This window comes from Streptomyces sp. 1114.5, assembly GCF_003635085.1.
Taxonomy (GTDB): domain Bacteria; phylum Actinomycetota; class Actinomycetes; order Streptomycetales; family Streptomycetaceae; genus Kitasatospora.
In genome coordinates, this window is the sequence record NZ_RBXE01000001.1 from 2,496,927 (window position 1) to 2,508,601 (window position 11,675).

Below are 11,675 nucleotides of genomic sequence, written 5' to 3' on the forward strand. Positions count from 1 at the left end.
TCGCGGCGTTGTCCTGGTACGTGGAAAAGCCAAGGCCGTCGCCACCGGCCCCGTCCCAGCCCGGTGGCCCCTCCGGGCGGCTGTGCTTCCGGATCCGACGAGGTACAGGAGGGCCCATGATGGCCACCGGACTGCCGCAGTACCGACCCGTCCCCGGGGGAGTGCTCGCCGGCGCCGCCCCCGCCCTGCTCCCCGACCCCGCCGACGACCGGATCCCCGGCCGGGGTCCGGTGGACGGCGGCCGCGCGCCGTGCGGCGGTCCCCGGCGCGAGCGCACCGCCCCCGAGGAGGGCATCCTCGTCACCGGCTGCGACACGGTGACGGTCGCCCTGCGGCACGGCCTGGAAGCCGTCGACATCCTGCGGCTGCGCCGCGCCTGCGGGGCCGTGCACCAGAGCCGCAACGGCAGCACCCTCTCCTTCCTCGTCCCGGCCGGCACCTGGGAGACCTGGCACCTGCCCGGCAGCTCCTGTACGGCCGGCGCCCTCGTCCCGGCCGCCACCGACCCCCGCTGGGTGCTCCCCCCCGCCGGCGCCGGCCGCGCCGCCCGTCCCACCGACGCCTGGGTTCTCCGCTCCGCCCTCTGCGAGGCCGCCTGCACGCTCACCGCGAGCGGCCTCGGCCCGTTCTAGCCGACCGCTGGCTCCGCCCCGTCGGGCCGTCCGGCCGAGCCGTCCCGCGCGGCGGCGATAATGGCCGACATGGGACGAAGCAGGAACAGGGCCGCCCGCGGCAGCGAGACGGTGGACACCAGCGGGCCGGACGGACGCACCCGCGCCCAGGGCCCGCTCACCCGTCCCGTCGGCTCCGGCCTGGCCGAACTGCGGCCCGACCGCGACCGCCCCGCCGCCTGGTCGCTGCTGATCGACGGCGCCCCGCAGTCCCTGGTCGACCTCGCCGACCCCACCCACCTCGGCTTCGAGTACCAGCGCCGGCTCGGCCACCTGATCGACCTGGTCGCCCCGCCCGGCCGCCCGCTGACCGTCCTGCACCTCGGCGGCGGCGCCCTCACCCTGGCCCGCTACGTCGCCGCCACCCGGCCGCGCTCCCGCCAGCAGGTCGCCGAGATCGACACCGCGCTCACCGAACTCGTCCGCACCGAACTGCCGTTGGACCGCGGCTGGCAGATCAAGGTGCGCGGCGCGGACGCCCGCAGCGTGCTGGAACGCACCCCCGAGGGCACCGTCGACCTGGTCATCACCGACGTCTTCTCCGGCGCCCGCACCCCGGCCCACTGCACCACCGTCGAGTTCACCACCCTCGCCGCCCGCGCCCTCGCCCCCGGCGGCTGGTACGCCGCCAACATCGCCGACGGCGCCGCCCTGCCCTTCGCCCGCTCCCAGGTCGCCACCCTCGGCGCGGTCTTCCCGGAACTCTGCCTGATCGCCGACCCGGCCGTGCTGCGCGGCAAGCGCTTCGGCAACCTCGTCCTGGCCGCCGCCCACACCCCGCTCCCCGTCGCCGACCTCACCCGCCGCGCGGCCTCCGACCCCGCCCACGCCCGCGTCGAACACGGCCGCCCCCTCACCGACTTCGCCGCCGGAGCCACCCCGGCCACCGACGCCACCGCCGCGCCCTCCCCGGAGCCACCCCCGGGCGTCTTCCACTGACAAGCCACCGGCCCCGCCGTTCCATCCGACGGCGGGGCCACCCGGTTCGGTCGGCGTCCCGCCAGGTTCGGCTCCTGGGCGCGAACTTCCGCTGCTGGAGCCCGCCGCCGTGCTCTGCACACCCGCGCCGACAGCAGGCCGGCCCGGTCAGTGTCCGCGGGGCAGTCCGCGGTGCTTGCACATGGCCGCACCGGTGAGCAACAGGCCGGCGGCGATCGGCGCGAGGACGGCGGTCGCGGTGGCGGAGCCTTCGGTTGCGGGGGTGACGGTGGCGGTGTCGGCGATGGCGAGCGTCTCGGGCGTCCCGTCGCCGCCGGGTGAGACGGCCGCGGCGGGGATGGCTGCCGCGCCGTCGTGGCCGACGGTGCCCGCGGTCGCGGTGTCGGTCGCGCCCGCCGCTTCCGCCGGGACCGGCGGAGCCTCGGTGCTCCCGGCTCGCCGCGGATCGGCGGAGCGGGTGGTGCCGGGGTGCAGGTGGCCGGTGGCGGGCAGCCCGGTGGGCGCGACCTCCTGGGCCGGGTGGGATTCGGCGGCGCGGCGTTGGGCGGGGACGGTGCCGGTCAGGCCGGAGGCGATCGCGAAGGCGTCGGGGACGGCGGCCGGCTGACCTGGCAGGGGGAGTCCGCCGGCCCGGATCCGCTCCTGCAGGGTGCCGCCGATCGCTCCGGCGGTCCCTTCGAGGGGTCCGCCGTCGGCCGGCACCCCGACGGACCCGGGGGAGCGGTCCGGCGTCCCGGCCGCCGACTGCCCCTGGCCGACGGGACGTTCGGCTGACTGCCCGTCGAGCGCCGGCCGGCCGAGCGCGGGTGAGCCGAGCAGGGGCGTGCCGTGCGGGACGTGTCGGACGGCGGGCCGGGCCGGTTCCCGCAGCGGGTCGGCGGCCGCCGCGTACGCGCCCGCGGCGCCGAGGCCCCAGAGTTGTGCGAGCAGGGCCCCGCCGGCTGCGACGGCCCGGGGGCGGGGCAGCCGGCGGGCGATCCCGCGCCGCCCTCCGCTGCCGCCGCGGAGGGCGGCTTCCTGGGGCTTGGTCGCGTGAATGGCTCGCATGTGAGTTGAGAACGAGCGGACCGGCGGTGAGGTCACGCCGACCGTCACGGGCGGTCAGCGCACGGACGGTCAGCGCACGGGCGGCCCCGAGGTGGTGTTCCCGGGGCCACCGGGCGCGCGGCGGTCAGGAGTTGGGGCGCAGGGTCCAGGTGACCGTCATCACACCGGTCACGGCGCCGTCGGCGCGGGTGATCTCGACGGTGACGGGGAACTCGGGGCGGCCGCCCTCGTCCAGCTCGGCGACGACCTCGGCGGCCGGGCGGCCGAGCACGGCGGTGGCGGTGACCTCGCCCATGGCGAGCTTCTTGTACGCGATCTCGGCGTTGACGGCGAGCGGCACGGCCCGGGACAGCTGGTCGCCGAAGGCGGCGAGCACGATGCAGCCGCTGGCGGACTCGGCGAGCGTGAACATCGCGCCGGCGTGCGGGCCGCCGACGTGGTTGTGGTACGCGGGCTGGTCGGGCAGCCGGAGCACGGCGCGCTCCGGGGTGGTCTCCAGGTACTCAAGCTTCAGGGTGTGCGCCATCGGCACGGTGGCGTCGAGCATCTGGCCGATCGTAGGTGTGGTCATGGCGACGATGTTACTAGCCGGTAGCTTTCGGCGGCAGGGGTCGACCGGAGATCGAGCTGAAGTGCATCGGACGTCGACCGGACGTCGACCGGAAAAGCCGGGCCACCGGGCACAGTTGAAGGAACGCGAAAACGCCCGAGGGGCCGACCTCTTGAAGAGATCGGCCCCTCGGGCTCTGGGGTGAGTGACGGGACTCGAACCCGCGGCCACCTGGACCACAACCAGGTGCTCTACCAACTGAGCTACACCCACCATCTGTCCGGTCCGTTCCCGCTCTCGCGTTCCCGTTCCGACAGGAAGAACTCTACAGGATCCGAGAGGGTGCTCGCGCCACGGTTTCCTTCCCGCGGTCGTGGGCACCCTCCCGGACCCGGATCAGCCGGCCGGGGTCTGGTACTTCCCGGCGATGGCGCGCGCGGTGTCGGCGTCCGGGCCGGGCTGGGGGACGAACACGGCCTCGCGGTAGTACCGCAGTTCGTCGATGCTCTCCCGGATGTCGGCGAGCGCCCGGTGGTTGCCGCCCTTCGGCGGGCTGTTGTAGTACGCCTTCGGGTACCAGCGGCGGGCCAGCTCCTTGATCGAGGAGACGTCCACGATCCGGTAGTGCAGGTGCTTCTCCAGGGCCGGCATGTCCCGGGCGAGGAAGCCGCGATCGGTCGCCACCGAGTTTCCGCACAGCGGCGTCTTCCCGGCCTCCGGCACGTGCTCGCGCACGTACGCGAGCACCCGCTCCTCGGCCTCGGCCAGGGTCACGCCCTGCGCCAGCTCCTCCAGCAGGCCGGAGGCGGTGTGCATCGCGCGCACCACCTCGGGCATGTTCGCCAGCGCCTCCGCCGGCGGCCGGATGATGACGTCCAGGCCCTCGCCGAGGATGTTCAGCTCGGAGTCCGTCACCAGCACCGCGACCTCGACCAGGGCGTCCCGGTCGAGGTCGAGGCCGGTCATTTCACAGTCGATCCATACCAAACGGTCATTCACGCAACTCACCCTACGGCGCGATCACGCGCCGCGGGCACCGGCGGTGCCGAGCGGGGGGCCGCAGCGGTGGCCTCGGCCTGGTGCTCCTCGGCTCCGTCGTGCGTGCCGGGGCCGTCCGGGTGCTCGCCCTCCCGACCGGTGCGGACCGGGTGGCCGTCCCGCCCGGGACGGCCCTCGCGCGCCGCCCGGGCACCCTCGGCGCCCGCCCGTCCGCCCTGGGGACGGACGGCCTGCGGTGCCCGCGCCTGCCGGCCGCGGAGCTCGCCGGCCCCGGCCGCCGGCTGCCCGGCGGGGGACGGCAGCCGTCCGGCGGCCGCGCCGTGGCCGCGTCCGGCCGTACCCGGCTCGTCCGCGGGCCGCTCGACCGCGCTGCGGTGCCCCTGGCCCTGGCCGCGAGCCCCGGGCTGGGGGTGGCCGTCCTCGGCCGCCGCGTGCTCGGCGGTGCGCGGCGGACGTCCCGCCCCCGCGCCCGGACCGATCTGCGGCGGCACCACCGGACCCCGCACCGGACCGCGCCCGACCGCACCCTGCTGCCCGGGGTGCGATTGCTGCGCGGCTTGCTGGTGCGGGTACGGCTGGCCCGCCCGGGCGTGGAAGGCCTGGGCGGCGGCCGGTGTCCCGGCCTGTCCCGGGCCGTACCCGGCCGGCTGGCCGTGCGCCCCGGATTGCCCGTGCGCCCCCGGCTGGCCGTGGCCGACCTGTTGCCCGTGCACCGGTTGCCCGTGGGCCGGCTGCCCGTGCACCGGTTGCCCGTGCGGGCCGACCGGCGCCTGAGCCCCCGGCCCGCCCGGGAACGGCTGCGCCGCCTGGGCGCCGTGCGCACCGGCGAACAGCGACCCGCCCGCCATCCCGGCGGCGCCGGCCGCCGCGTGCGGCAGGGCACCGGCCAGCCGCAGGTCACCGCCGTGCGCACCGGCCGCGGTGGGCGGCTGCTGCCCGGGACGGCGCGCCCGGTAGCTGGTCCGGTACGCGGCCGGGGAGACCCCGAGCTGGCGGCGGAAGTGCCCGCGCAGCGCCACCGGCGAACGGAACCCGCACCGGCGGGCGACGTCGTCCACCGACAGCTCCGAGGTCTCCAGCAACCGCTGCGCCTGGAGCACCCGCTGGGTGATCAGCCACTGCAGCGGCGCACTGCCGGTGAGCGTGCGGAACCGCCGGTCGAAGGTGCGCCGGCTCATGTAGGCGCGAGCCGCCAGCACCTCGACGTCGAACTGCTGGTTGAGGTTCTCCAGCGCCCAGGTGACCACCTCGGCCAGCGGGTCGTTGCCGATCTCCTCCGGTAAAGACTGATCGATGTACTGGGCCTGTCCTCCGCCGCCGCGGCGGCTCGGCACCACCAGGCGGCGGGCCAGCGCGTTGGCCGCCTCGGCGCCGTGGTCGCTGCGCACCACGTGCAGGCAGAGGTCGATGCCGGCGGCGGTGCCGGCCGAGGTGAGCACGTCTCCGTCGTCGACGAACAGCTCGCGCGGGTCGACGTGGACGCGGGGGTAGCGCTTGGCCAGCGTCGGCGCGTACATCCAGTGGGTGGTGGCCGGGCGGCCGTCGAGCAGGCCGGCGGCGGCCAGGACGAAGGCGCCGGTGCAGAGGCCGATGATCCGGGCGCCCTCGTGGTGGGCCTTGCGCAGGGCGGTGATCGCCTCGACCGGCGGGGGCTGGGAGATCGAGCGCCAGGCCGGTACGACGATCGTGCCGGCCCGGGCCAGGGCCTCCAGACCGTACGGGGCGGAGAGGGTCAGGCCGCCGGTGGTGGCCAGCGGGCCCTCCTCGCCGGCGCAGACCAGCAGGCGGTAGCGGGGCACCCCGGCGTCCTGGCGGTCCACGCCGAAGACCGAGAGCGGGATCGAACTCTCGAAGATCGGGGCACCGCCGAAGATCAGCACCGCGACGGTCTCCCGGCGGCGCCGGCCGGACAGCTTCCGGGGGGCGGAGATCGTCACGGTGCTCGCCGAGCTGTTCGCGCCGGAGCCGTTGGCGCCGAGCCCGCCGTGGCCCAGCGGGCCGTGACCGGAGCCGGTGCCCAGGGCGTTGCCGCCGAGCGGGCCGCCGTTGGCACCGGGGGCGCCGTTCTGGCCCGGCACGCCGACGGGGTAGCCGGGCTGGCCCGGGTAGCCGGCGTAGCCCGGGTAACCGGGGTAGTCGCCGCCGTGGGCCGGGGCGTGGCTGACGGGGCCCCGGCTGACGGGCTGTCCGCCGGTCGGCTGCCCGCCTCCGTGTGACTGGGCTCCGTGCGACTGGCCTCCGTGCGACTGGCCTCCGTGCGGTGTGGCCGCGCCGTGTTCGGCGCCGCCCGGGACGGTGCCCGAGCCGACCGCGGGGGCGTGTGCCGCGGCGGAGTACGTCGCGGGGTACGAGGGGTGCGCGGCGGCGCCCGGGGCGCCGGAGCTGCGGGTGGTGGCGATCGCGGAGGTGCCAGTGCTTCTCGCGGGTCGGCCCGCGGTGCCGGCCACCGCCTGGCCGCTGTCAGGACTCGCGTCGCTCCTGCTCACCCTGCTCAAGGCGCTCAAGCCCCCTCGGTGGTGTGGTGTGGGTGGTGCGGCACTGCTAGCCAAGATCGAAATCTATCGGGTGGACCATTGCCGTTGTGACAAGTTCACCATCCGACGCTATGTCGACATGGCAATTTGGCGTGATGCATTCGATCACGAAGCGTGGCACCCGTCGACCCTTCTGTGAAGAGGGCGGAAGCAACGGTGGCTGGTTGTCGCAGGGCCGTTCACGGAGTGCTCGGCCCCCTGGTGCCCGGTGGGCGGGTCTGGGCTGCGGATTTGCCCAAGCGGGAGGGAGCAGTGCGAAATTGACCGAAAATCATCGGTGCACGAGAGGGCGCACGGGTGCGGGATATGCGCCTCCCAGGCTTCATCAGGCCAAGCCTGACGGGGCGGAAGCAGCATCCGGGCCGCCGGGTTACGGTCCTGCCGTGAACGCCGACAGCCGGCTCGAACGGGCCAACGACAACGCCGCCGCCTTCTGGCTCAGTCAAGCCCGCGTCCACGGCTGGCGGTTCCGCACCGCCCGGGGTCTGACGGCAGTGCGCTGCGCCCGCACCCCGGACGACGCGCACCGGTTCGTGGTGACCCGCCGCTACGCCGAACCCTGCCTGCTGGAACGGGAGTTGGCTGGTCTGCTGAGCGAGTGGTCGACCATCGGCTTCGTGCTGGAGGACCCGTACGGAGGGCTTGACCTCACCCGCCTCGGGGCCGCCCGGATGCCCCTCATGCCGGTGATGGTCCGGGACCCGGGGCCGGTCGAGGGCGTGACGGCCACCCTGCCCGCGTCCTCGGAAGCCGCCGGGGGTGGTCTCCTGACGGTTGATGAGGCCAGGGGCGGCGACAGCTTCGCGTCGGTCGAACGGGCGATCGTGGAGGGGTTCCCGCTGCCCGCCCGACAGCCCTGGGCCCGCGGCGAGGCACTTCCGGAGCAACTGCTGCGCGAGCCCGGTTGGCGGGCGTGGCTCGGCCGCGTCGACGGCGCCGTGGCGGGCGCCTGCCTCACCTACGACGACGGCCGGGCCACGGGCGTGTACTGGGTCGTCACCCTGCCCGAACACCGCGGTCGGGGAGTGGCCCGCGCCGTCCTGCGGACCGCCCTCGCCCACGCCCACCCGGACCGCCCGGCCACCCTGGTCGCCACCACGCTCGGCGAGCCGCTCTACCGCACGCTCGGATTCACCGAGCAGGCCCGAACCTGCTGGTGGAGCCGCACGTCGGCGCAGGGCTGACCGGCGGGGCCGAGCCGGCGGGGTGCGCTTCGGGGTGCGCTTCGGGGTGCTGCCGGGCGAAGGCCGGCGTGGGGGTGGGGGCGGGGCCACGGCGAAGGCGCTCGACGCGGTCGTGCGGTCCTCCAGGAACGGTTCCGGCGCGGCTCCGGGCGACGCCCGACCGCGCGCCGGAGCGCGCGCCGGAGGCCGCCCCGGCGCCCGTGCGCACCTTGGCGATCACGGCAAACCCGCCGGATCGGTTTCGGACACCGAACCCGGCTCCCTGACCCGACTCGTCGCCGGCCCGGCCGCCCGCCCCGCCGTCCGCAGGAACGGGCGCACTCGGACGCTCCGGGGCGGCCGACTACCCACGCGCGCCGGACCGCGCGCTGAGCAGGGCCGACTCCCGGACCGGCACCCCGGCGGCCTGCCGCCGACCCCACCCGCCGGCCCGGATCCCCGGCCGGGGCGAGGGCGCGTTGCGCGCCGCGAGCACCTGGCCGACGGCCTCCGGCAGCCCGGCCGCCTTCAGCGTCGGCCGGTAGCCGCTCTCCGCCCACGGCCGGCCGTGGTGCAGCCAGACGCTGCGCAGCCCGGCCAGCTCGGCCCCGGCGATGTCGGCGGGCGCGTGGTCCCCGACCATCCAGGTGTGTGCGGCCCATTCCCCGGTGGGTGCGATGCCGCACCGCTGGGCGGCGATCTCGAAGATCAGCGGGTCCGGCTTGACGCAGTCGGCCTCCTCGGAGATGACCCAGCCGTCGACCATCGGCCCCAGCCCGGTCCGCCGGATCTTCTCCAACTGCGGGCGGGTGCCCCCGTTGCTGACGATCCCGAGCGTCCACCCGGCCGCCCGCGCCGCCCGCAGCGCCTCCATGTGCCGGGGCGGGCAGTGGATGTGGGAGTTGATGCCGCGTCGGTAGTGGGCGAGCAGGAACTCGGTGGACCCGTCCAGGCCGTAGCGGCGCCGGACCGCGGACAGTACGGTGCTGCGCGGCACGTAGCCGCCGCCGTCGAGGGTGACGAACCAGTCGAGGTCGCCGGGCGGGAGGTCGTGTTCGGACAGGAAGTCCTGTGCCCAGGCCCGGAAGGCGGCGTCCCGGGGGAGCAGCGTGTTGTCGAGGTCGAACAGCAGCAGGGGCATGTCCAGCATGGTGCCAGCGCCCGCGCCTATGCATCTGGCAAATGCCAGACAGCGTCCCGAAGCCGTACGAAGTGGCTGGAACGGACTCCGGCAGCTGGCGTACGGCCGCCGGTACCGGGCAGCTCCGGAAGGGGCCCTCGGGGGCGGCGGGGCCAGCGGGGGCGGCGGGGCAACGGGGCAGCGGGGAGTAACGGTTCGCGACGCCTCGCAACGGATCGTCGCCGATCCATGACAGTCCGGTCACGGTGTCCGGGGGCCCTGTTGCGTCGTCTGGCCCGCTCAGTCAAGCTCCAGGGAACCTCCTTTCCGGAGGGGGCGTGACCGCCTGCGGGCAGGGCGCACCGCCACGGCGGGCGCATCCCCCTTTCGCGGGAACAACGTCGCTCCGGGGCTTCGCCACTGGGCTCGGCCCCACGCCCGTCGTACTCTGAAAGGAACAGGTCCATACGGTGCTGCGCGGCTCAGACCGACGTCATCCCGTGGGCGGGCCTGCTGCCCGGGCAGCGTTGTCCTCTCCTGTCGGCCCCTCTCCATCGAAGAGCCGTGAGCCATGGCTGGTTTTGAGCCTCCCCGACCGGTCGAACCGGACGTGCCCCGCAGTGCGGGTGCAGGGACCGGGGGAGACGGAGTCGGCGTACCGCAGGGCCTCGCGCGCGCTCTGCGCGGCCTCGCGCGCCGCGGCAGCCTCTCCCGTCGCGACCGCCCGGGGCACCGTGAGCGGCGCGGCGAGCCTCCGGCCGGCCCTGCGGGGCCTCCGGTGAGCGGCCGCCTGGGCCCGGGTGCCGAGCGTCCGGAGGCGGCCTCCGGCGCGGCCGACCCGTTCGGGCATGCCGATCCGTCCTCGCAGGACGCGTCGGCGCCGTCCCTCGACCCGGTGTTCCAGCACGGTGTGGTGGTCGGCTTCGACGGCTCGCTGTCGAGCGAGCGCGCCCTCGCCTACGCGGTCGGCATGGCGCGCCGGTCGCAGTGCGGCCTGGTGATCGTGCACGTCGCCAACCGCCTGCCCGCCACGGTCTGGGCGGGCTGTGAGCCTCCCGTCTTCGTCGACCTCCCCGACCACCGGAGCGAGGTCCTCGGCCTGGAGCTCGCCTGTGCGGACTTCCTGGCCGGGGTGCCGTGGATCCTGGTCGAGCGCGGCGGCGACATCTGCCACGAGATCGAGGAGGTCGGCCGTGAGTACGCCGCCGACGCGATCGTCGTCGGCACGACGCACGGCCTGCTCGGCAAGATCTTCGGCTCGGTCTCCGGGCGGCTGGCGCGGCGGGCCAACCGCCCGGTGATCGTGATCCCCTGACGGCTCGTCGGTCAATCCCTGGTGGGCTCGGGTCAGGACGTGACGCCCAGCTCCCGGGCGATGAGCATGCGCTGGACCTCCGACGTGCCCTCCCCGATTTCCAGGATCTTGCTGTCGCGCCAGAAACGGGCGACCGGGAATTCGTTCATGAAGCCGTACCCACCGTGGATCTGGGTCGCCTCGCGGGCGTTGTCGACGGCGGCCTCCGACGAGTACAGCTTTGCGATCGCGGCCTCCTTCTTGAACGGTTCACCGTGCAGCATCCGGGAGGCGGCGTCCCGCCAGGCCAGGCGGGAGGTGTGGGCGCGCAGCTCCATGTCGGCAAGCTTGAACTGGATGGCCTGGTTGGCGCCGATCGGCCGGCCGAAGGCCCGGCGCTCGCCGGCGTACTTCACGGATTCGTCGACGCAGCCCTGGGCCAGGCCGGTGGCCAGGGCCGCGATCGCGATGCGGCCCTCGTCGAGGATCCGCAGGAACTGGGCGTAGCCTCGGCCACGCTCGCCCAGCAGGTTGGCCGCGGGAACACGGCAGTCGGTAAAGGACAGTTCGCGGGTGTCGGACGCGTTCCACCCGACCTTCGAGTACTTCTTCGATACCTGGAACCCCGGGGTCCCGGTGGGCACGATGATGGAGGAGATTTCCCGCGTGGGCGAGCGGAATTCGCCCTCTTCACTCGAACGAGCGATCGGTTCGGTGAGCGCGGTGACGGTGACCAGACCGGTGATGTCCGTGCCGGAGTTGGTGATGAAGCACTTGGTCCCGTTGATGACCCACTCGTCGGTGGCCTCGTCGTACCGCGCGGTGGTGCGGGTGGCCCCGGCGTCCGAGCCGCCTTCCGGCTCGGTGAGGCCGAAGGCGCCGAGGAACTCGCCCGAGGTCAGCTTGGGCAGCCACTCGCGCTTCTGCTCCTCCGTGCCGAAGCGGTGGATCGGCATCGCGCCGAGCGAGACGGCGGCCTCCAGCGTGATCGCCACCGAGGAGTCGACGCGGGCGAGTTCCTCCAGGACGAGGCCGAGGGCGAGGTAGTCGCCGCCCATGCCGCCGTACTCCTCCGGGAAGGGGAGGCCGAAGAGCCCCATCCGCCCCATCTCGCGGACGATCTCGTAGGGGAACTCCTCCCGCTCGTAGAACCCGCCGATCTTCGGCGCCACCACGTCCTGGGCGAACTCGGCGACGGTGCGCCGCAGTTCCTCGTACTCGCTGCTGAGTCGGTGGTCGAGCATGGTGATCCTCCTGGGGCCCCGGCCGGGGTGGCCGCGGGCGTGAGCGGGATGACCGGCGTCCGTCTGACGGTGTGACGGTCGTACGGTCCGGTCGAGGGATGAGCGCGATGGGAT

Annotated in this window: 9 protein-coding genes, 1 tRNA gene and 1 pseudogene; 4 read left to right on the plus strand and 7 right to left on the minus strand. The window is 74.9% G+C overall.

The features are described 5' to 3' along the window. Positions 1-116: 116 nt before the first annotated feature. Both BX285_RS11040 and BX285_RS11045 read left to right on the plus strand, forming a co-directional pair. Complete coding sequence (locus BX285_RS11040) at positions 117-632, plus strand: hypothetical protein (protein ID WP_259470498.1); 516 nt, start codon at positions 117-119, stop codon at positions 630-632. 69 nt (positions 633-701) lie between these two features. Further along, positions 702-1,610: a spermidine synthase gene (locus BX285_RS11045; protein ID WP_121177424.1), complete on the plus strand. Its 909-nt coding sequence runs from the start codon at positions 702-704 to the stop codon at positions 1,608-1,610. A gap of 147 nt (positions 1,611-1,757) precedes the next feature. On the opposite strand, the gene BX285_RS11050 is transcribed toward BX285_RS11045, so the two are convergent. The 5 genes and pseudogenes from BX285_RS11050 to BX285_RS11070 form a co-directional block, all read right to left on the minus strand. Then, on the minus strand, positions 1,758-2,657 hold the full coding sequence (locus BX285_RS11050) for a hypothetical protein (protein ID WP_121175028.1): 900 nt from the start codon (positions 2,655-2,657) through the stop codon (positions 1,758-1,760). Positions 2,658-2,781: 124 nt separating this feature from the next. After that, positions 2,782-3,228 carry a DUF4442 domain-containing protein gene (locus BX285_RS11055; protein WP_097237819.1) on the minus strand — a complete coding sequence of 149 codons (447 nt, stop codon included), beginning with the start codon at positions 3,226-3,228 and terminating at the stop codon, positions 2,782-2,784. A gap of 176 nt (positions 3,229-3,404) precedes the next feature. Further along, a tRNA-His gene (locus BX285_RS11060) sits at positions 3,405-3,480 on the minus strand. Between the two features lie 123 nt (positions 3,481-3,603). After that, positions 3,604-4,206 (minus strand): oligoribonuclease, encoded by a 603-nt coding sequence (gene orn / locus BX285_RS11065; RefSeq protein ID WP_097237820.1) that lies wholly within the window; start codon positions 4,204-4,206, stop codon positions 3,604-3,606. A gap of 931 nt (positions 4,207-5,137) precedes the next feature. Then, positions 5,138-6,143 (minus strand): annotated as a pseudogene (locus BX285_RS11070) (helix-turn-helix domain-containing protein); the annotation flags it as partial. Between the two features lie 980 nt (positions 6,144-7,123). Here BX285_RS11070 and BX285_RS11075 point away from each other — a divergent pair. Next, on the plus strand, positions 7,124-7,924 hold the full coding sequence (locus BX285_RS11075) for a GNAT family N-acetyltransferase (RefSeq protein WP_183107049.1): 801 nt from the start codon (positions 7,124-7,126) through the stop codon (positions 7,922-7,924). A gap of 343 nt (positions 7,925-8,267) precedes the next feature. On the opposite strand, the gene BX285_RS11080 is transcribed toward BX285_RS11075, so the two are convergent. After that, a complete protein-coding gene (locus BX285_RS11080; RefSeq protein WP_121177426.1) occupies positions 8,268-9,044 on the minus strand; it encodes an HAD family hydrolase in 777 nt (258 codons plus the stop codon). A 757-nt stretch (positions 9,045-9,801) separates the two neighbouring features. Here BX285_RS11080 and BX285_RS11085 point away from each other — a divergent pair. Further along, on the plus strand, positions 9,802-10,338 hold the full coding sequence (locus BX285_RS11085) for a universal stress protein (RefSeq protein ID WP_373560509.1): 537 nt from the start codon (positions 9,802-9,804) through the stop codon (positions 10,336-10,338). Between the two features lie 32 nt (positions 10,339-10,370). On the opposite strand, the gene BX285_RS11090 is transcribed toward BX285_RS11085, so the two are convergent. Beyond that, positions 10,371-11,561: an acyl-CoA dehydrogenase family protein gene (locus tag BX285_RS11090; RefSeq protein WP_097237822.1), complete on the minus strand. Its 1,191-nt coding sequence runs from the start codon at positions 11,559-11,561 to the stop codon at positions 10,371-10,373. Between the last annotated feature and the right edge of the window lie 114 nt (positions 11,562-11,675).